Raw genomic sequence first — 20,116 nt, 5'->3', positions numbered from 1 at the left:
GTCAACGGCGCACGTAGTGCACGAAGCGGAACGCGTAGGCGTGGCGTTCGTCGGCCGCGTGCGGCTCGCTGCTCACTTCCCGCCAGTCACGCGCGTCCACCTCGGGGAAGTGGGTATCGGCAGGCACTTCGGCATCGACCCAGGTCAGGTACAGGTCGCTGGCCTGGCCCAGCAGCTGACGGAAGATCTCGCCGCCACCGATGATGCACAGTTCGCTGGCGCCCTCGCCTTCGGCAATCGCCTTCGCCTCGTCCAGCGACGCCACCGCGCGCATGCCCTCGAACGGCACCTGGCTGCTGCGGGTCAGCACCAGGTTGGTCCGCCCCGGCAGCACACGGCCGATCGATTCGGCGGTCTTGCGCCCCATCAGGATCGGCTTGCCCAGGGTGAGCGCCTTGAAGTGCTTGAAATCATCCGGCAGATGCCAGGGCATGGCATTGCCCTGGCCGATGCCACGGTTGCGGTCCAGCGCCACGATCATCGACAGCTTCATCAGTGCGATCTCCTCAGCTGGCGTCGATCTGCAGGCGTTCGCAGGCAGCGTTCGCGGCACTGGCGGCCCGCAATGCTGCAGCCAGCGCCGGACTCGACGTGGACTGCTCATCCAGGCCGCTGATGATCTTCTGCTTCTGCGCTTCCTCGATCTCCTTCAGGCCCGGCCCCGACAGGATCTCCGCCGACAACGCCGCATTGTCGGTGCCGGCACCACGCGCGAGGAACGCCTTCAGCTGGTCGCTGGAGTAGACGGTGGCCAGGCGCTGTTCAAGCTCACGCTGATAGGCCGGATCCTCGACACCCGCCTTCAGGTGCTCGGTCATCGCCGCGTACATGCCGGTTACCGCCTCACGCATCTGCGCCCGGCACCCTGCCGGCACATCCTGAGGCAGCATCGTGCTGCCGTTGAATGCTCCGGCGAACGCCTGCACTTCCTCGCGCATGTGCTTGTGCACGATCTGCTCATTGACCTGCCTGGCCAGCGACAGTGTATCCGCCGCTGCGGCCTGGGCCATGCCCAGAGGCAGCGCAACGCACAGCGCCAACAGGCAGCGGGAAAGCATGCGCGCGCTCATACCGCCACCGGCGCCTTGATCGCCGGATGCGGATCGTAGCCGTCGATGCGGATGTCGTCGAACTGGAAGCCGAACAGATCGGTCACCTCCGGGTTCAACCACAGCGTCGGCAGCGCGCGCGGTTCACGCGACAGCTGCTCGCGGGCCTGCTCGAAGTGGTTCGAATACAGGTGCGCATCGCCCAGCGTGTGCACAAAGTCGCCCACGCCCAGGCCGGTGGCCTGCGCCACCATGTGGGTCAGCAGCGCGTAGCTGGCGATGTTGAACGGCACACCGAGGAAGATGTCGCCGCTGCGCTGGTACAGCTGGCAGCTGAGCTTGCCGTCCACCACGTAGAACTGGAACAGGTTGTGGCACGGCATCAACGCCATCTGCGAGAGCTCGCCCACGTTCCAGGCACTGACCACCAGCCGCCGCGAATCCGGATTGCGCTTGATCTCGTCCACCAGCCACTGCATCTGGTCGATCTGGCCGCCGTCGGCCGTGGCCCAGCTGCGCCACTGCTTGCCGTACACCGGGCCGAGGTCGCCGTTCTCGTCGGCCCACTCGTCCCAGATGCGCACCTGGTTGTCCTTGAGGTAACCGATGTTGGTATCGCCCTTCAGGAACCACAGCAGCTCGTGGATGATCGAGCGCAGGTGCAGCTTCTTGGTGGTGACCAGCGGGAAACCGTCTGCCAGGTTGAAGCGCATCTGCCAGCCGAACACGCTGCGGGTGCCGGTACCGGTGCGGTCGCTCTTCTCCGCGCCGTGTTCGAGCACGTGCGAGAGCAGGTCCAGGTAGGCCTTCATGCCTTGCCCTCTGCCGTCACCAGCGGCTGCGGCTGCAGCACCGGCGCACGGCGCGACATCACCAGCAGCACCAGGCCGAAGGCGATCAGCGGCACGCACAGGATCTGGCCCTTGGTCAGCCAGCCGAAGGCCACGTAGACGCCGTTGTCCGGCATGCGCACGAATTCCACCGCGAAGCGGAAGACGCCGTACAGCAGTGCGAACAGGCCACCCACCAGGTAACGATGGCGCGGCTTGGCCGACACCGCCCACAGCACAACGAACATCACCAGGCCTTCCAGCAACGCTTCATACAGCTGCGAGGGATGGCGCGCGAACTGGTTCAGCGCACCGCTGGCGAACTGCGCCTGCAGGGTGGCGTGGTCGAGCTGGTTCAACGGGGCCGGCAGGCCGGACGGGAACACCACGCCCCAACTGCCGTCGGTGTACTTGCCCCACAGCTCGGCACCGATGAAGTTGCCGATGCGGCCGAAGCCCAGGCCCAGCGGCACCAGCGGCGCCATGAAGTCCATGGTGTCGAAGAAATGCAGGCGGTGCTTGCGCGACCACCACCAGCAGGCGGCGATCACGCCCAGCAGGCCACCGTGGAAGCTCATCCCGCCGTCCCACACCTTGAACAGCAGCAGCGGGTTGTGCAGGAAATCACCCAACGCGTAGAACAGCATGTAGCCGACGCGTCCGCCCAGCACCACGCCCAGCATGGCGTAGAACAGCAGGTCGGAGAAACCATTGGCATCGACGCCCGGCAGGCGTCCGTCGGCGATGCGCTTGCGGCCCAGCAGCCATGCTGCGGTGAAGCCGAGCAGGTACATGATGCCGTACCAGTGCACCTTGATCGGTCCCAGCGAGAGGGCGATGGGGTCGATGTCGTGGAAATAGATCATGGAAGGTGCCTTGCGGTTGAACGTCTATTCTCGGGCCAGTGCCGCCCCGGCTCAACCAAGGATCTGTGGCGAGTTCGGCAACGCGTCATCGTTCGACCGCGTCGAGGCTGGAAAGTGCCCTTCCAGCAGGCTGGAGACCTCGTCGATCGCATCCTGCAGCGCTTCCACGGGATTGGACCCGCGCAGGCCCTCGCGCAGATGGGTGCAGACCCGCTGCCACTGCGCCGGGCTGACCCGGCCGTGCAGGCCGCGGTCGGCGACGATCTCGATCGCGTGATCGGCCAGCAGCAGGTAGATCAGCACGCCGTTGTTGTAGGCTGTGTCCCAGGTACGCAGGCGGGCGAAGGCGTGTTCGGCGGCCTGGCGCGGGGTCACTTTGTGCCACAACGCGACCCACGGCAGGTCGGCTTCGACCGCGAACATCACCTGGCCACCATGGCGCTGCTCACCGGCGGCGATGGCCTCGGTGATCGCCTGCAGCGTGGCCGGCGGGAACGCACGCCGCACCGACGGCGAAAACACGTGGCGACACAGACGTTGGATCATCACCAGCCTCCCGAAGCACCGCCGCCGCCGGAACGGCCACCACCACCGCCCCAGCCGCCCCAGCCGCCCCCGCCGAATCCGCCTCCGCCGCCCCAGCTGCCACCACCCCATCCTCCACCACCGGCAAAGCGCCCGGGATGGCCGGACAGCATGGCGACGATCAGGCCGACGATGCCCGCCAGGCCACTGGCCAGCAAGGTGGAAGTGAACAGGAAGGCCGCTACCGCCGCTCCAGCGCCACCCAGCAGGCCGCGCAGCGGACGCGGTACCCGCGAGAACACGCCGCGCAGGATGCTGCCGGCGAACACGCCGATGAACAACGCCAGGATCCAGGTATCGCCGCCACCGTCGGGCTCGCGGCCCCGCTGGCCGCTGACCGGCGCCGGCAGTGCCTCGCCATCGACGATCTTCACCAGTACCGCGGTGGCATCGGTGATGCCACCGGCGTAGTCGCCGGCTCGGAAGCGCGGCACCAGGTATTCCTGGATGACCCGGTTGGCGATGGCATCGGGAATGGCACCCTCCAGGCCGTAGCCCGGTTCGATGCGTACGCGCCGGTCGTCCTTGGCCACCACCAGCAGCACGCCGTCATCCACGCCCTTGCGGCCGATCTGCCACTGGTCGAAGACCCGCGTGGTGTACTGGGCGATGTCTTCCGGCTGGGTGCTGGGCACTACCAGCACCTGCAGCTGGCTACCCTTGCGCTGCTGCAGGTCCAATGCCTGCTGCACCAGCGCCTGCTTCTGCGCGGCATCCAGCGTTCCGGTGGTATCGACCACCGGCGAGTCCAGCGCCGGAATCGGTGCCAGCTGCTGGGCCTGCGACGCCAACGGCAGCCACAGCAGCAGGGCCAGCAGCGCAGTGGCCAGGCGCATGGGTCAGTGGCCCGGCTGCGGAGCCGGCTGCTGCTGCGGCGCGCTGCCGAAATCCACCGCCGGCGCGTTGGAGATCTGCGCTTCGTTGTCCACGGTGAAGTTCGGCTTGGTCTTGTAGCCGAAGATCTTGGCGGTGATCACCTGCGGGAACGAGCGGATGTAGGTGTTGTAGTCCTGCACCTGCTGGATGTAGCGACCGCGGGCAACGGTGATACGGTTCTCGGTACCTTCCAGCTGCGCCTGCAGATCGCGGAAGTTCTGGTCGGACTTGAGCACCGGGTAGTTCTCGGTGACCACCAGCAGCCGTGACAACGCACTGCCGAGTTCGCCCTGGGCCTTCTGGAACTGCTTGAGCGAGGCTTCGTCGTCGGCGTTGACGTTGATCTGGCCGACCCGCGAGCGGGCGTTGGTGACTTCGGTCAGCACGCGCTCTTCCTGGCTGGCAAAGCCTTTCACGGTCTGCACCAGGTTGGGTACCAGGTCGGCGCGGCGCTTGTACTGGTTGAGCACTTCGGACCAGCTGGCCTTGACCGCTTCATCCTTCTGCTGGATGGCGTTGTAGCCGCAGCCGGAGAGCAGGGAGGCCAGCAGCATCAAGGGCAGGACGCGGGTGAACAGGCGCATGGCGGAGGTTCCGGGTGGACTGAGCGCCGAGCATGCCACGGATGGGGTGAAAGATCGGCCATCGGGCGCCGCCCCCTCCGCGGTGGTCATGTCTGCTGGATATCGGGGTGGGCCGGGAGGGTGAGTGGGCTGGGGGACGCCGTGAATACGTCCTTGTAGGCTCGGGCGCGCCATCCATGGCGCTTACGCCCCCAGCCCACTCACCCTCCCGGCCACGGACGGTTTCCTGCGCACCGCGGGAAGATCAAAAAAGAGCAAAAGCGAAAGCCCATGCTCCAGGCATTCGTGCCGACCAACGGTCGGCACCCACCATCAGCAGCAGGTTCCAACAGATCGCAGGAACCTGTCGAAGGCGGGGTGGGTCAGCTTGCGGGGGCGTGAGCGCCATGGATGGCGCGACCGAGCTTACAGGGACGTACTTGCAGCGTCCCCCGCAAGCTGACCCACCCCGCCAACCCACGGAATGCGGGCTGTTGCTGTTGCTCTGGATTCTGCGGGTGCAGGGCTGCAAGCCCTGCCGGAACCCCACACCGTTCAACAGGCCTCAGCCACCGGGGCGCGCGCACGCCCCAGCCACGCCAGCAGCAGCGCGGACGCTGCCAGCAGGCCACCGGCCACCGGAATCGCCGCGTACCCCAGCCCCAGGCTGATCACCGCACCACCCAGCGCCGCGCCCAGTGCATTGCCGAGGTTGAACGCACCAACGTTGATCGACGACGCCAGGCCCGGCGCCTCGCTGGCGGCCTGCATCACCCGGATCTGCAGCGGTGGCACGATCGCGAAGGTCGCGGCACCGAACAGCAGCACGCCCAGCGCCGCCGTGGCGTGATTCATGAAGGCCAGCGGCAGCACGAACATCAACACGGCCAGTACCGCGAGCAGGATGCGGGTGGCGCCATCCAGCGACCAGTCGGCCATGCGCCCGCCGATGCCGTTGCCGAAAGTGAATCCAATGCCGATCAGGGCCAGCGACATCGCGATGAAGGCGTTGGAGGCACCGGTCAGCTCGGTCAGCACCGGCGCCACGTAGGTGTAGAGGGTGAACATCGCGCCGGCGCCTAGCACTGTGGTGGCCATGGCCAGCAGCACCTGCGGCTGCAGGATCGCCTTCATCTCGCGGCGCACGTCCGGACGCGCATCAGGCGCGGATGCCGGCAGGGCCAGGCCCAGCGCGGTGATCGCCACCAGGCCCAGCACCGCAGTACCGGCGAAGGACAGGCGCCAGCCCAACTGCTGGCCCACCCAGGTTGCCAGCGGCACGCCACCGATGTTGGCGATGGTCAGGCCCATGAACATGGTCGCCACGGCGGCCGCCTGCTTTTCCTTCGGTACCAGGCTCGCGGCGACCACCGCACCGATGCCGAAGAAGGCACCGTGATTGAGGCTGGTGACCAGGCGCGACAACAACAGCAGGCCGTAGTTCGGGGCCAGTGCCGACAGCAGGTTGCCGACCACGAAGATCGACATCAGCAGCATCAGCGCAGTGCGCTTGCCGAAGCGTCCCATCAGCAGGGTCATCACCGGCGCGCCCAGCATGACGCCCACGGCATAGGCCGTGATCAGCATGCCGGCGGTGGGAATGTTCACGCCTACGCCGTCGGCAATGACAGGCAGCAGGCCCATCGGCGCGAATTCAGTGGTGCCGATGGCGAAGGCGCCGACGGCGAGGGCCAGCAGAGCGGCTCTGGAGTTCATGAGGTCATCCTGCGTGGGGCAGGTCCTGGAAAAGAGCGCGTAGCCTGCGCGCTTTGTCGGCCCGGATTAAGCCTCGCCCCGGGAAAACACTGTTGATCTCAATTCACAGCTGGCGGGAACCTCCCCGCCGGGCCATGCCCGGCGAGCGCGGTGGGCCTCGCAACGCAGAACCCCCGGCGCTGGCCGGGGGTTCTGGGTGACACGCTTGCCTGTGATCTGCTTACCAGTCGCCGGCACCCGGCACGTGGTGTTCGCGCGCGCGGCGGCGCATCAGCAGGTTCAGCCACTCCACCAGCACCGAGAAGCCCATCGCGGCGTAGATGTAGGGCTTGGGCACGTGCACGTCCAGGCCATCCAGGATCAGCACCGCACCGATCAGCAGGATGAAGGCCAGGGCCAGCATCTTCACGGTCGGATTGGCATCGATGAAGCGGCCCAGCGGGTTGGCCGCCAGCAACATCACCGCCACCGACAGCAGGATCGCGGCGACCATCACCGGCACGTGGTCGGCGATGCCGACGGCAGTGATCACCGAGTCCAGCGAGAACACGATGTCGATGATCGCGATCTGCGCGATCACGTAGCCGAATACGGCCGAGGTCTTGGTCGTGCTCGGGTCCTCATCCTCGCCACCGGTGATCATTTCCTTGATCTCCATCCAGCCCTTGATGATCAGGAACAGGCCACCGACGATCAGCACCAGGTCGCGGATGGAAATGCCCATGCCGGCCACGGTGAACAGGTTCGCCTGCATGTGCGCCAGGTACGCCAGCGACACCAGCAGGCCGATACGGGTGATGCAGGCCACGGCGATGCCGAGCCGGCGCGCGAACGGGCGGCGGTGCTCGGGCAGCTTGCTGACCGCGATGGAAATGAATACCAGGTTGTCGATACCGAGCACGATTTCCAGCGCGCTCAGCGTGAACAAGGTCAACCAGACGTTCGGATCGGCGAGAAACTCAAGGGACATGGGAAGTCTTCAACAAGGGGGAGGAAGAAGGATCAGCCGGCGCTGGCCGGGAACAGGCGCGGCACCAGTACCAGGCCCCAGCACAGCAGCACGTTCATCATCAGCATGAACACCGCCGCCGAGCCCATGTCCTTGGCCCGGCCGGCCAGCTCATGGATCTCGCTGCCGTAGCGCTCGATCACCGCCTCGATGGCCGAATTGGCCAGCTCCATCGCCAGCACCAGCAGCATCGAGCCGATCAGCAGCGCGCGTTCGACCGGCGTCTGGCCCAGCCAGACCGCGAGCGGGGTCAGCAGCACCAGCAGGTAGACCTCCAGCCGGAACGAGGACTCGTGCAGCCAGGCAGCGCGCAGGCCCTGCCAGGACCAGCGGGCGGCCTGGAAGATGCGGCGCGGGCCGCGGGGCATGTGGCCGAACTGATCAGCCACGGGTGAGACATCCAGCAACAGGGGCGCGGCGCAGCGACCGCTCAGACGCACGGCAGGGAATCATGGGTGCACAGGGATAGGCAGATGGCCGCCATTTTGCCACAAGGCCGCCGGCCGCATCCCGGGCAGCGCTTGGCCAATGGCCTGCCAAGGGCAAGCCCGGGCCCGCCCCAGCTCCTATGATGGATGTCCCCTTCCCTGCTGGAGCGCCTGATGTCCCGTCGCCGTACCTGCCTGCTGATGCTGGGCCTGCTGACCGCCGCCCCCCTGGCCCAGGCGCTGAGCCCGACCAAGCCGCCGCGCGTGCCCGAGCAGGTCTCCAACGTGGCCTGGGCCGGCGACATGGCCCACTTCGCCAGCGCCGACCAGACCAGCCCGCCGCCGCGCGGCGGCATCGAGTTCATCGGCAGCTCCTCCATCCGCATGTGGAACAGCCTGGCCACCGACTTCCCCGGCCAGCCGGTGTTCAACCGTGGCTTCGGCGGTTCGGAAGTGCGCGACAGCACCTGGTATGCCGGCCAGATCGTAGTGCCGTATGCGCCATGCAAGGTGTTCTTCTACGCCGGCGACAACGACCTCAACAGCGGCCGCAGCGCGGTGCAGGTGCGCGACGATGTGGTCGCCTTCGTGCAGCGCGTGCACCGCGACCTGCCGAAGACGAAGGTGGAGTACCTGTCGATCAAACCGAGCCCGTCGCGTGCGCACCTGCTGCCGGCGATCAACGAAGCCAACACGCTGATCAAGGTCGCCCTGGCCAGGCTGCCCAATACCGGCTTCACCGACGTCTACACGCCGATGCTCGGCGCCGATGGACAGCCGGACGCGGCGCTGTTCCGCGAGGACATGCTGCATATGACCCCAGCCGGCTATGCGATCTGGACCAAGGCGCTGGCGCCGAAGGTGAAGTGCGACTGAGGCGTGCGTTCGCCGACCAAGGTCGGCATCTACGGCGACAATGCGCGTGCTCCGGTAGTTGCCAACCTTGGTTGGCATGAATGCGTCCACCTGCATCCCAGTGAAAGCGCCGACCAAGGTCGGCATCTACCGAGGCAGCTGGTGCCGCCTCAGCGGAAAATCACCGTGGCTTCGGTACCCTTGCCAGGCTCACTGGCCAGGCTGACCTTCCAGCCGAAGCGGTCGCACAGCCGGCGCACGATCGACAGGCCCAGGCCGGTGCCCTGCGGACGGCTCGGCTCGGCGCGGTAGAACGGCTCGAACGCGCGCGACAGCGCCTCGGCGGACATGCCGATGCCGGTATCGCGCACCACCACGCGGTCGTTGTGCACATGCACGTCGATGCGCCCCTCATCGGTGTAGCTGCAGGCGTTGCGCACCAGGTTGCTGACCACCACCTGCAGCACCCGCGGCGGCGCATGCAGCTGCACCGGGCCATCGCTGTGCAGGTGCACCGATACCGAGCGCGTACCCAGCAGCTCGTTGGCGTTGTCCACCTCGTAGCGGACGATGTCGTTGACGTCGAACAGCTCGATCTGCGGCTCGACATCGGCCTCGCGGGCCAGGATCAGGAACGCATCGATCACCGCCTCCATGTCACGCCCGGCGCGCTGGATACGCTGCAGGCTGCGGCGCAGGCGCGGCTCAAGGCTGTCATCGCCCAGCGCCATGTCGCTGGCCACCCGGATCACGGTCAGCGGTGTGCGCAGCTCATGGCTGGCATCGCGGGTGAAGTTGCGCTCACGGGCCACGTGCGCGCTGACCCGGTTGGCCAGTGAATGCAGTGCGGCAGCCAGCTGCCGGGTCTCGCCCTGCATGTCCGCCGGCAGCTTGTTCGGCTCGAGGTCGGCCGCCTCGGGATGGCCCGGGTCCCAGCGCGAGACGCGGCGCGCCAGCCAGTTCACCGGCGACACCAGCCGCTTGGAGGCGCGATAGGTCACCCAGCTGGCGCCATAAACCGCCAGCAGGGTCAGCAGCACCGGCACGATGCCGAACCAGAACGCCAGCATCTCCGCGCGCGAACGCAGGAACACCAGGTACAGGCGACCGGCCGGGCGTACATCGACCAGTACCAGCTGGTCATCCTTGCGCAGTTCGTGGAAGCCCGGCTCCAGATTGCGCAGGTTGGCCGGCAACGACAACGCCGACTGCCCGCTTTCCAGCAGGTAGCCGCGGATGTTCTGGGTGTTGGGCGGCGGCTGCACCGGCGAGGCCTCGTGCAGGGTCCAGAAGTACGCCGCTTCCTCGCGCAGGGCCGCGCCGACCAGGCTGTGCTTGATCACCAGCGATACCAGCCAGGCACCGAGCAGGATGCCCAGGCTGGCCAGCACTGCCTGCAGGATGAAAGCGATACGGATCTTGCGCGGCAGGCCGTGCGGCATTGCGGGGTCCCGGTCGGAGCGCTGCGATTATAGGCAGCGCACCGCGCCGTAGTCGTGCATGGGCGCTGACCGGCGGTACTGCCTGCCGGTCATGCCCTGCCCTGGTGCGTGGCCGTTGCCCGGCCGGGCTTGCTGCTGCACCGGCGATGGCCCTGCTCAGGCCATCGGCTGGGCGATATCGGCAATGCGGTAACCGGCGCTCTGTACGGTGTGCAGCAGCGGGCGGTCGAACGGCTTGTCGATGATCTTGCGCAGGTTGTACAGATGGCTGCGCAGGGTGTCCGAATCCGGCAGCCCGTTGCCCCAGATCTCGCGTTCGATCTCCTGGCGGGTGACCACGCGCGGCGATTCGCGCATCAGGATGGTCAGCAGGCGCAGGCCGATCGGCGACAGCTGCAGCTCGGTGCCGGCACGGGTGGCGCGCATGCTGACCGGATCGAGCACCAGGTCGGCGACCTTGAGCACTTCCGAACCGACCTGGCGGCGTTCGCGACGGATCAGCGCGCGCAGGCGTGCTTCCAGCTCCTGGATCGCGAACGGCTTGGTCAGATAGTCATCGGCGCCGAAACCGAGGCCGGTGAGCTTGTCATCCAGCGTGTCGCGTGCCGTGAGCATCAGCACCGGGGTGGACTTGCGCGCATCGTTGCGCAGGCGACGGCACACTTCGATGCCATCCAGGCGCGGCAACATCAAGTCGAGCACCACGACGTCATAGCTGTTCTCCGCCGCAAGGCGGTAGCCATCCAGGCCGTCCTGTGCATAGTCGACTTCGAAGCCGCGACCTTCCAGGTATTCCCCGATCATCTCGGAGATGTTGCGGTTGTCTTCGACCACCAGCACCAAGCCGGAGGTCTCCTTCGTCTGACGCATGTGATTCCCTCTAACTTCAGCTTTGTGAAACATGCCGGATCGACGGTGGACGCGATGTGAAGTTCCGTCAAGAGGGATGTAAATCGTTCAGAGCAGGGGCCGCAGCAATGGCCAGACGTTGTCCAGCACCTTCGGCTGCGCCTGCGCGGTCGGGTGCAGGCCATCAGCCTGCATCAGCCCCGGCTGCAGTGCCACGCCCTCCAGCAGGAACGGCAGCAGCGGTACCTTGTACTGCGTGGCCAGTGCCTTGTAGGCCGCCGCCAGCCGCTGGCGATAACCCGCCCCATAGTTGGGCGGCACATCGATGCCGAGCAGCAACACCTTGGCACCGGCCTTCTGGCTGGCCTGCACCATCTTTTCCAGGTTGCCCTGCACCTGCGCCGGGGTCAGCCCGCGCAGTGCGTCATTGCCGCCTAGGGCAATCACCACTACGGTGGGTTTTTCCTTGGCCAGCAGGCCCGGCAGGCGGGTCAGCGCGCCGGCGGTGGTCTCACCGCTCATGCTGGCATTGACGATGCGCGCCGGTGTTTTCGACTGCTGCCTGACCCGCTGCTGCAGCAGGCTGACCCAGCCGGCGTCGGCGGGGATATTGTGGGCAGCACTGAGGCTGTCGCCGAGCACCAGCACCGTGCCGGCCGGACCTTTGGCAGAGGCCAGCCCAGACAGCAGCAGGAACCCCAGCAACAGCACCATCATCGCGCCGGCTCGCCGGCTCCATCCCGTCTTGCACATTGGAGTCTCCTCATCGACAGCCTGTCCCCCCGCAGCGCGCCCGTCGCCATCGCCGTCGACCAGGTCGGCAAATCCGTGCAGGGCCCGGAGGGTGAAGTCCACATACTGGACAACATCACCCTGACCGTCCATGAAGGCACCAGCGTGGCCATCGTCGGCGCGTCCGGTTCCGGCAAGACCACCCTGCTCGGCCTGCTGGCCGGCCTTGACCTGCCCAGCCGCGGCAGCATCGCGCTGGCCGGCCAGGATCTGGCGGCGCTGGACGAGGAAGCCCGCGCCCAGCTGCGCGCACGCGAGGTCGGCTTCGTGTTCCAGAGCTTCCACCTGCTGCCGGCGCTGACCGCCGCCGAGAACGTCGCGCTGCCGCTGGAGCTGGCCGGGCGCGAGGACCGCGCACGCGTCGAGGAGGTACTGGCGCAGGTCGGCCTGGGCCATCGCGCACGCCACTACCCGCGCCAGTTGTCCGGTGGCGAGCAGCAACGCGTGGCGCTGGCCCGGGCTTTCGTCACCCGCCCGCGCATCCTGTTCGCCGATGAACCCACCGGTTCGCTGGACCAGGCTACCGGCCAGCACATCAGCGACCTGCTGTTCGAACTCAACGCCGGCAGCGGCACGACGCTTGTGCTGGTCACCCACGACCTGCGCCTGGCGCAGCGCTGCCAGTACATCCAGCGCATCGACAACGGCCGCCTGCTGCCGGTCGAGCACGGGGCCGACGCATGAACCTGCTGCGCCATGCATGGCGCGCGCTGCGTCGCGAGGCGCTGGCCGGCGATCTGCTGACCGTATTCGCCGCGTTGGTGCTGGGCGTGGCGGTGATGACGGCGGTGGGCACGCTGGTGAACCGGGTCAACCTGGCGCTGACCGGCAGCGCAGCCGAGATGCTCGGCGGTGACCTCGGCATCGCCGGGCGCGACGACCCACCGGCAGCCTTCGCCGAAGAAGCGCAGCGACGCAGTCTGGCGCATACCCGCATCGCCAGCTTCGGCAGCGTGCTGTTCCATGGCGAGGCCAGCCAGATGGCCAGCATCAAGGCCGTGGAAGCCGGCTATCCGCTGCGCGGCACGCTGCGGGTGCGGGCCTCGCCCGGGGGCGCCCTGATCGACAACGCCGGCATGCCGGCCAAAGGCCAGGCCTATGCCGACCCGCGCCTGCTGCAGGGCCTGGAACTGAAAGCCGGTGACGACCTTGAATTCGGCGCTGGCACGCTGCGCATCGCCGGCATCATCGAGGCCGAACCGGATACCGGCGGCGACCTGCTTACGCTTTCCCCCACCCTGCTGGTCAACCGCGCCGATGTGGAAGGCACCGGCCTGCTCGGTCCGGGCAGCCGCATCAACTACCGGCTGATGTTCGCCGGGCCGGCCGACCAGATTGCCGCGCTGCGCCAGTGGTTGCTGCCGCAGGTCAAGGGCCTGCGCCTGCTGAGCGTGGACGACACCCAGCGTGGCGTGCGCCAGGCCTTCGACCTGGCCGGGCGCTTCCTCGGCCTGAGCGCACTGCTGGCGGTGCTGCTGGCCGGCGTGGCCACGGCACTGGCCGCCAACCGCTTCGCCCTGCGCCGCATCGACCAGGTGGCGATCCTGCGCTGCCTGGGTGCCCGCCAGCGCGACATCCTGTTCGGCCTGGCACTGCAGCTGCTGATGCTGGCGGTTCCGGCCTGCGCACTCGGCATCGCTCTCGGCATGGCTGCGCAGGAAGGCCTTGTGCAGGTGCTGGGCAGCCTGGTGCCACAACGCCTGCCGCTGCCGGAAGCGATGCCTGCCCTGACCGGCGCCGGCATCGGCCTGTTGCTGCTGTTCGGCTTCGGCCTGCCGCCGCTTCTGCGCCTGCGTGGGGTGCCGCCGATGCGCGTGCTCAACCGTTCCTTCGCCGCCCTGCCACCGGCCTCGCTGCTGGCCTACGTGGCTGCCTTGGCCGCCAGTCTGCTGCTGGCGGTGCAGGTCACCGGTGATCTCAAGCTGGCGCTGTGGGTGCTGGGCGGGTTGGCCGCGCTGGCGGTGGCGGCCGGCGTGCTCGGCTTCGTGCTGCTGCAGCTGCTGCGCGGCCTGCAGCACCGCCTGCATGGCAACTGGCGACTGGGCCTGGCCGCCCTGACCCGGCGCCGGATGCTGGCGGTGATGCAGCTGGTGGGGCTGTCGCTGTCGCTGTGCGCGCTGTTGCTGCTGGCGGTGACCGGCCCCGGTCTGCTGCAGCAGTGGCGCGAGCGGTTACCGGCGGATACGCCGAACTACTTCCTGATCAACATCCAGCCCGAGCAGCGCGACAGTGTGTTGGCCGCGCTGCGTGGACTGGGCGCCCACGACGCCAGCATCGAACCGATGGCCACCGGCCGCCTGATTGCAATCAACGGCAAACCGCCGCTGCGCGTGGACCGCTCGCCAGCGCAGGAGGGGCAACCGGCACAGGCCGAAGGCCAGCGCGACGACGACGATGAAAACCGGCCGTTGAACTTCAGCTGGCGCAGCACGTTCCCGCCGGCAAATACGCTGGTCAACGGCACGTTCTGGAAGCCGGACAGCACCGCTGTCGAGGCATCCGTGGAGATCGGCTGGGCCAAGCGCTACGGCGTGTACCCCGGTGACCGCATCACCATTGCGGTGGGCGAGCAGGAACGCGAGTTCACTGTCACCAGCGTGCGAAAGGCGGACTGGAACACCTTCCGGCCGAACTTCTTCGTGCTGCTGAACCCGAACGCGGTGGGCGATACGCCGCACAACCTGCTGTCGGCGTTCCATCTGCCGGCCGGCGAGGCAGCCGGACTGGGCGAGCTGGTCCGCGCGCAGCCGAACCTGTCCCTGCTGGACGTGGATGCGGTGATCTCGCAGGTGCGCGATGTGATGGAGCGGGTGGCACAGGCGGTGCAGCTGGTGATGGTGTTCAGCCTGCTGGCGGGCGTGCTGGTGCTGCTGGCCGCACTACAGGCCACGGCCGGCGAGCGTCGCTACGACAGCGCGGTGCTGCGCACGCTGGGCGCGACCCGGCGCCAGTTGCGCGGCGCGGTGCTGGTGGAGTTCGGTGCGCTGGGCACGCTGGCGGCGTTGCTGGCGGTGGGCGCAGCTGCTGCCATCGGCGTGGCGGTCTCGCAGAAGGTGTTCGAGCTGCCACTGCTGCCGCCGTGGCCGGGCCTGCTGTTCGGCGGTCTGGTCGGCGTCGGGTTGAGCCTGCTGGCCGGCTGGTGGGGCACGCGGGCAATCCTGCACACGCCACCGGCATTGGCACTGCGCGAGGCGTGATGCGGTTGCGACACACACGGGTGGGGCGGGCGGTATGCTGCGCGCCCCACTCGATCAGATCGTCCGGAAGCGCTGAACGTTGCTCCCCCGCTCCCGAGGTTCAAGGAATGAAGATGAAATACGGCCTCTGTCTGCGCATCCTTCTGGCCAGTTCCCCGCTGCTCGGTGCGATGCTGCCTGCAGGCGCCCGCGCGGCGGAAGGCTATGCCCCGGACGCGGTGCAGGCCTTCGTGCTGGAAACGGTGCTGGCCGACGAGGCGCAAGCCTTCCACGAGGGCCATCCGACCTATCTGGTTCCGGCCAGCGTGTCACGCACGCGCAGCGATGCCGACGTGGTGGCCGACCTGCGTGCTGAGTTCGACCGGTTCTACCGGGGCCAACCGAAGCCGAGAAAGGAAGTGGCGCACATGGCGATCCTCGTCGCACAGACCGCGCTGCTGCTGCCGGACCGGAGCGCCTGCAGCACGGATCGAGTACGTTGCCACGAAGCTGTCATGGGTGTCCGCACCCGCGATGACGAGGCGAGCCTGCAGGCCACCCTGCGTGCCTTCCAGAACGCGGGACTGGACCTGACCACGCTGGGTGGGCCGGCGTCCTGAGTGCATCGCACCCCGCGCTTGCGATCATCGCCGAGAGCGTGCCGAGCAAGCTCGGTACCTATACCAAAGCGAAGGTACGCTCAGTAGATCCACGCCGTGGGTGGATGCGGTGCCAGGCACGCCCGGCACCCACCAGCGAGACAGCAATCAACCTTCCTTCGGCGCCTTTTCCACGTACTTGGCGAACACTTCGTCGATCTGCTTGTCCTTCACCTTCTTGCCGGCCTGGATCTCTTCGGCCTGGGTGAACATCGGGATGATCATCGCCATGCCGTCGATCTTGGTCTTCAGGTGCACGCCCGGCGCCTGGCCGAGGAAGCCGTCCCAGCGCTGGCGCACCTTGGCCCAGTAACCGGCAGTTGCCTTCCAATAGTTGCGCGCCGGGGTGAAATCGACCTCGGTGGTCTTCACGTAGTCGTTGAAGCCAAACTCGCGTGCGATCTCCACCTGGCTGCCGTCGGCGTTGCGCTGCACCTTGGTGTTGAACTGCTCGTGGGTCCAGCCGTTCGGGGTCAGCGTGTGGCGGTTGATCACGGCCAGCGCGTTGTAATCGCTGCGCTTGGTGTACTCACGGCGCGGCAGCGGACGCCAGCTCAGGTCGCTGCTCCAGCTCGGCACGTTGTTGGTGTAGGTCCACTTGCCGGTGCCGCAGTAGCGCGGCGCGTCACTCACTTCGTAGACGCACTGGGTCCAGGCCCCCTGGTTCACCGCCGCCGGAATGCTGCGCACCTGCCAGGTCTGGTCGGCACTGAATTCGAAGCGGTTCGGCGCTTCGTAGACCCAGTCCTGGCGCCAGTGCTTGGTGATGTGGCCGCTCTTCTCGTCCAGCAGCAAATGCTGCAGCACGATGCGCTTCGGAGTGTCTTCGACCACGATGACCACTTCGTTGCCGCCACTGCGCATCGCCGGTGCGCGCTCGTAGCCCGGCTTCAGCAGCACGGTCTCGTCAAAGGCGAAGTCCACGGTGTACTCACCCTGCATGGCAAGGATGCTGTCGTGGTCGCGGGCGATGTCGGAGGGCTGCGCGCTGGCCACGCCGCTGGCGGCGAGCAGCAGCATGACGCTGGCTGTCTGGAGTTTCATCGGGTCTTCCTTCGGGGTTGCAGATTCGTTGAGAGGCCGTCCGTGGCCGACAGGCGTTCCATCAGCAATGGGTCACAGGCGGATCAGCGGCAGATCGCCGGGAACCCGCGGGGTCGGTCGCCGTGCGGCATCGGCACAGCAGCAGTCGTCGATCGCCAACTCGCCCTCGGCGCTCTCCAGGCGCGCAATGCGACGCGCGGTGGCAGCGCCCAGCGAAGACAGGGTCGACAGGCTGGCGGCCAAGGTGCGGCCATCGTCGGCGGCATGCAGGCGCAGCGCGCACAGGCGCCAGCGCTGGCCACCCAGATGGCCGGCCAGGCGCCGCCACAGGCGTTCGCCGACGCTGGCATCGCTGTCGTGTTCCGGGCCCGGCGGCAGCGCGGCCACCAGCCGGTCCCAGGCCAGGAAGTCGCTGTCTGGCAGCAGGTACAGGCGCCACACGCAGCGGCCGCGGCCATCGAGGAAGCACAGGCTTTCGCGCAGGCCCTCGCTGTCCACGCCCTGGCAGGCATGTACACGCACCGCCTGGCGCCAGCCACCCAGCTCATTGCCGTCGGCGTGGTACAGGCACAACACGGTGCCGAGCGTGGCCAGCTGTGCCGGGGTCGGCCAGGCCGCGCTGTTCGGCACGGCGATGGAGTCATTCCTGCGGGCGGACAGTGCTCGGCTCATGAGGTCACCAGGAAACGGCAAGGCTGGCGGAGAAGGTACGGCCCGGGCTGCTGAAACGATCGCTCAGCGTGCGATCGGTGATCAGGCTCGGGGTGATCGACGACCATTCGATGTAGCGCTTGTCGGCCAGGTTGAACACGCCGACATTTAAGGTGGCACCCGGTGCGAAGTTCCAGTGCGCCATCAGGTCCAGTACGCCGTAGCCAGCCGGCTGGTAGACGAACGGCGCCGGTGCATTCGGGTTGGTCTGCGCGGCCGGCGGCGGCAGATGCTTCTTGCGCTGCACGAAGGTGCCGGCCAGCTCGACACCCCAGGTGTCGGTGTCGTACATCAGGCCCAGCGTGCCACGCAGCGGATCGACCGAGGCCAGCGGTTCGTCGTCGGTCTTGTTGTCGCCACGCGACCACGCCAGTGCGCTGCGCAGCGCCCAACCCTTCAGCGCCGGGCTGAGTTCACCGAATTCGATGCCGGCCTTCATTTCCGCACCGTAGATGCGCGCGTCGGCGATGTTCTGCGACTGGAACACCATCAGGCCCTGTGCGTTGCGGCCGGTGTTGACGTTGGACTCGATGAAGTCCTTGTAGTCGTTGTAGTAGCCACTGACGCTGACGTACGCGGCCGGTGCGATGAAGCGCAGGCCCAGCTCGTAGCCGTCGCTGGTTTCCGGCTTCAGGTCCGGGTTGGCGATGGCGGTGTATCCGAAGGCGACGTTGGTCAGGCCGATGTTGACGTCGTTGTACGGCGGCGACCGGAAGCCGCGTGCATAGCCGGCGAACAGCGACCACTGGTCAGTGAAGCGCCAGACCATGCCCAGCTTCGGCGACACGCTGGTCTTCTTCAGCTGCGCAACCGCCGTGGTCGGATTGTCTTCGGCAAAGATGCCGTCCACCTCCGGCTTCAGCTCGTAACGGTCAACGCGCACGCCCGGCACCAGCGACAGCCTGCCGTCGGCCAGGCGCATTTCGTCCTGTGCATACAGGCCCAACTCGGTGGTCTTGCTGATCGGGAAGTCCCGCACCGGGAACACATCGGGGACGATGGCATTGCTGACCACACCAGCGCGGTTGACCTGGTAGCCGTCGCGCTTCTGGCGGATCTCGGTACGCGTGCCCTCGAAGCCGTAGGTCAACGCATGTTCGATCGTGCCGGTGCTGAACGCCTTGTTGAACTGCGCCTGCAGGCCATAGGCATGCTGGTCGAAGGAGAACACGCGGTGGCGGCGGCTGCCGTCGGTGCGTGTCTCGTCGGTCTGCTGCCGGGTTTCGCTGTTCTGCGCATACACCTGCCAATGCAGGCTGTCGGCGAACGGCTGGTCCAGAGCATCCATCTCGTGGGCGAAGGAGACGCGGGTGCGCTTCTGCGTGTCATGCCCCTTCATGCCGGTGGCCGAACTGACACCCACCGACGACAGCACGTTGGTGTCGGTGGTGTCTTCGTTGCCTTCCACCGTCAGGCGGAAGCGCTGGTCCTCGCTGGGCGCATAGACCAGCTTGCTGAGCAGGCTGCGGCCGTCGCGGTCCTGCGGGTTGGCCGCAGTGCGCGTGCGATCGTCGCTGCGCACCGTACCCTTGTTGTCCGTCTCCTGGCCCTGGTGATGGTTCACGTTGACCAGGCCGCTCCAGTGCTCGCCACCGAAGGCAGCGGTGGCACCGCCAAGCAGGCCCTTCCACTCGCCGTCGTAGCCGAACTTCAGTCCAAAGTAGCTGTCCTTGCCGTCCTTGAGGTAGTCGGCCGGGTCCTTGGTGACGAACGCGACCACGCCGCCCAGTGCATCGGAGCCGTACAGCGAACTGGCCGGGCCACGCACGATCTCCACGCGCTTGAGCGTGTCCAGGTCGGTGTAGTTGCGGTTGGAACTGGCGAACGAACCGATGTCGAACCGGGTCGGCATGACGATGCCGTCGGTCTGGATGCGCACGCGGTTGCCATCCAGGCCACGGATGCGGAAACCATCCAGGCCGAAGCGGGTGGCGCTGCGGGTGACCGACAGGCCCGGCTCGTAGCGCACCAGATCCTTGATGTCCTGTACCAGGTGCCGGTCCATCTGCTCGCGGTCGATGACGTCGACGGTGGCCGCAACGTCGCTCACGGCCCGTTCGGTGCGGGTAGCGGTGACCTGCACCCGGTCAAATTCGCGCGCATCGGGCGCGGCGGCAGCAGCAGCGTGGGCGGACAGCGGCAAGGCCATCCAGAGGGCGAGACTCAGGGCGGTATGGCGGGTCATCGGGTTCATTCGGTCAGGCAAGGGAACCCCCGGTTACCGGCACACCCGGAAGGTGCACGCGGTAGACCGAGGGGGAGAGAGCGGGAGCGGGCGGGTCGCCCACCCTGTCGGCGCTGCCGGCAGGAGGGAGGGAGGCGGGCGACCAGGCCGCGATTACTTGGTCAGGATCAGCTTGTCGTTGCTGGTGTGGCGCAGGCGATAGAAGCGGTCGCCGTGCTGGATCAGGATTTCACGACGGCCCTTGAGCAGGGCTTCGCTGTCGATGACCTCTTCCGGCGGAACGACGCGGACCGGACGATCGCGGAGGGTCAGCGTTTCGGGGCGCAGCAGTACAGGTTGAGCATTCATGAGCATCTGGACTCGTGCGAGGGACGAGTTAAATGATAATGATTCTCAGTTGACAATCAACAACCATTCTCAATTTCATTGATGAGATTAATGATCGAATCCGGAAATTCGATAGAAATCATCAATTGAAAGA

The 20,116-nt window shown here is 67.2% G+C and carries 21 protein-coding genes; 4 read left to right on the top strand and 17 right to left on the bottom strand.

Annotation, left to right across the window (positions count from 1 at the left end; genetic code table 11):
* Position 1 precedes the first annotated feature (1 nt).
* The 10 genes from ACZK2G_RS03595 to ACZK2G_RS03550 form a co-directional block, all read right to left on the bottom strand.
* Positions 2–493 (bottom strand): dihydrofolate reductase, encoded by a 492-nt coding sequence (locus tag ACZK2G_RS03595; RefSeq protein WP_046984885.1) that lies wholly within the window; start codon positions 491–493, stop codon positions 2–4.
* A gap of 13 nt (positions 494–506) precedes the next feature.
* Positions 507–1,058 (bottom strand): hypothetical protein, encoded by a 552-nt coding sequence (locus ACZK2G_RS03590; RefSeq protein ID WP_046984902.1) that lies wholly within the window; start codon positions 1,056–1,058, stop codon positions 507–509.
* An 8-nt stretch (positions 1,059–1,066) separates the two neighbouring features.
* Positions 1,067–1,861, bottom strand: a complete 795-nt coding sequence (locus ACZK2G_RS03585) for a thymidylate synthase (RefSeq protein ID WP_295376791.1) — start codon at positions 1,859–1,861, stop codon at positions 1,067–1,069.
* Entirely contained in the window at positions 1,858–2,745 is an 888-nt protein-coding gene (gene lgt / locus ACZK2G_RS03580) for a prolipoprotein diacylglyceryl transferase (RefSeq protein ID WP_478474720.1), read from the bottom strand. The genes ACZK2G_RS03585 and lgt overlap by 4 nt, the downstream gene beginning before the upstream one ends.
* Positions 2,746–2,796: 51 nt before the next feature.
* Entirely contained in the window at positions 2,797–3,291 is a 495-nt protein-coding gene (locus ACZK2G_RS03575; protein ID WP_478474718.1) for a TPM domain-containing protein, read from the bottom strand.
* Positions 3,291–4,166 (bottom strand): TPM domain-containing protein, encoded by an 876-nt coding sequence (locus ACZK2G_RS03570; RefSeq protein ID WP_478474717.1) that lies wholly within the window; start codon positions 4,164–4,166, stop codon positions 3,291–3,293. Before ACZK2G_RS03570 ends, ACZK2G_RS03575 begins: the two co-directional genes overlap by 1 nt.
* 3 nt (positions 4,167–4,169) lie before the next feature.
* Complete coding sequence (locus ACZK2G_RS03565) at positions 4,170–4,790, bottom strand: LemA family protein (RefSeq protein ID WP_478474715.1); 621 nt, start codon at positions 4,788–4,790, stop codon at positions 4,170–4,172.
* Positions 4,791–5,324: 534 nt separating this feature from the next.
* Entirely contained in the window at positions 5,325–6,485 is a 1,161-nt protein-coding gene (locus ACZK2G_RS03560) for an MFS transporter (RefSeq protein ID WP_136638881.1), read from the bottom strand.
* A gap of 220 nt (positions 6,486–6,705) precedes the next feature.
* Positions 6,706–7,455, bottom strand: coding sequence for a TerC family protein (locus ACZK2G_RS03555; RefSeq protein ID WP_012510092.1), 750 nt, complete (start codon positions 7,453–7,455; stop codon positions 6,706–6,708).
* 32 nt (positions 7,456–7,487) lie between these two features.
* Positions 7,488–7,883, bottom strand: a complete 396-nt coding sequence (locus tag ACZK2G_RS03550) for a diacylglycerol kinase (RefSeq protein WP_088480332.1) — start codon at positions 7,881–7,883, stop codon at positions 7,488–7,490.
* A 213-nt stretch (positions 7,884–8,096) separates the two neighbouring features.
* On the opposite strand from ACZK2G_RS03550, the gene ACZK2G_RS03545 reads away from it, so the two are divergent.
* Positions 8,097–8,798, top strand: coding sequence for an SGNH/GDSL hydrolase family protein (locus ACZK2G_RS03545; protein ID WP_478474713.1), 702 nt, complete (start codon positions 8,097–8,099; stop codon positions 8,796–8,798).
* Positions 8,799–8,947: 149 nt separating this feature from the next.
* Here ACZK2G_RS03545 and ACZK2G_RS03540 read toward each other — a convergent pair whose 3' ends face one another.
* From ACZK2G_RS03540 to ACZK2G_RS03530, 3 genes are all read right to left on the bottom strand, one after another.
* Complete coding sequence (locus tag ACZK2G_RS03540; RefSeq protein ID WP_046982735.1) at positions 8,948–10,219, bottom strand: sensor histidine kinase; 1,272 nt, start codon at positions 10,217–10,219, stop codon at positions 8,948–8,950.
* Between the two features lie 156 nt (positions 10,220–10,375).
* Positions 10,376–11,089, bottom strand: coding sequence for a response regulator transcription factor (locus ACZK2G_RS03535; protein ID WP_002811889.1), 714 nt, complete (start codon positions 11,087–11,089; stop codon positions 10,376–10,378).
* Between the two features lie 87 nt (positions 11,090–11,176).
* Positions 11,177–11,785 carry an arylesterase gene (locus tag ACZK2G_RS03530; RefSeq protein WP_295380772.1) on the bottom strand — a complete coding sequence of 203 codons (609 nt, stop codon included), beginning with the start codon at positions 11,783–11,785 and terminating at the stop codon, positions 11,177–11,179.
* A 111-nt stretch (positions 11,786–11,896) separates the two neighbouring features.
* On the opposite strand from ACZK2G_RS03530, the gene ACZK2G_RS03525 reads away from it, so the two are divergent.
* From ACZK2G_RS03525 to ACZK2G_RS03515, 3 genes are all read left to right on the top strand, one after another.
* Positions 11,897–12,544 (top strand): ABC transporter ATP-binding protein, encoded by a 648-nt coding sequence (locus ACZK2G_RS03525; protein WP_046982733.1) that lies wholly within the window; start codon positions 11,897–11,899, stop codon positions 12,542–12,544.
* On the top strand, positions 12,541–15,057 hold the full coding sequence (locus tag ACZK2G_RS03520; protein WP_478474711.1) for an ABC transporter permease: 2,517 nt from the start codon (positions 12,541–12,543) through the stop codon (positions 15,055–15,057). The genes ACZK2G_RS03525 and ACZK2G_RS03520 overlap by 4 nt, the downstream gene beginning before the upstream one ends.
* Before the next feature lie 113 nt (positions 15,058–15,170).
* Positions 15,171–15,656, top strand: coding sequence for a hypothetical protein (locus tag ACZK2G_RS03515; protein WP_478474709.1), 486 nt, complete (start codon positions 15,171–15,173; stop codon positions 15,654–15,656).
* Positions 15,657–15,803: 147 nt separating this feature from the next.
* Here ACZK2G_RS03515 and ACZK2G_RS03510 read toward each other — a convergent pair whose 3' ends face one another.
* From ACZK2G_RS03510 to hemP, 4 genes are all read right to left on the bottom strand, one after another.
* Positions 15,804–16,739, bottom strand: a complete 936-nt coding sequence (locus ACZK2G_RS03510) for a DUF6607 family protein (RefSeq protein ID WP_046982730.1) — start codon at positions 16,737–16,739, stop codon at positions 15,804–15,806.
* A gap of 72 nt (positions 16,740–16,811) precedes the next feature.
* Positions 16,812–17,411, bottom strand: a complete 600-nt coding sequence (locus tag ACZK2G_RS03505; RefSeq protein WP_004144366.1) for a ChuX/HutX family heme-like substrate-binding protein — start codon at positions 17,409–17,411, stop codon at positions 16,812–16,814.
* A gap of 4 nt (positions 17,412–17,415) precedes the next feature.
* Positions 17,416–19,635 (bottom strand): TonB-dependent hemoglobin/transferrin/lactoferrin family receptor, encoded by a 2,220-nt coding sequence (locus ACZK2G_RS03500; protein ID WP_478474708.1) that lies wholly within the window; start codon positions 19,633–19,635, stop codon positions 17,416–17,418.
* Positions 19,636–19,788: 153 nt separating this feature from the next.
* Complete coding sequence (gene hemP / locus ACZK2G_RS03495) at positions 19,789–19,983, bottom strand: hemin uptake protein HemP (RefSeq protein WP_005412278.1); 195 nt, start codon at positions 19,981–19,983, stop codon at positions 19,789–19,791.
* Positions 19,984–20,116 lie beyond the last annotated feature (133 nt).

The organism is Stenotrophomonas sp. 107298_Sma (assembly GCF_056480345.1).
Note: the sequence above shows the minus strand (reverse complement) of the source record. Positions and strands in the feature narration are given on the sequence as shown.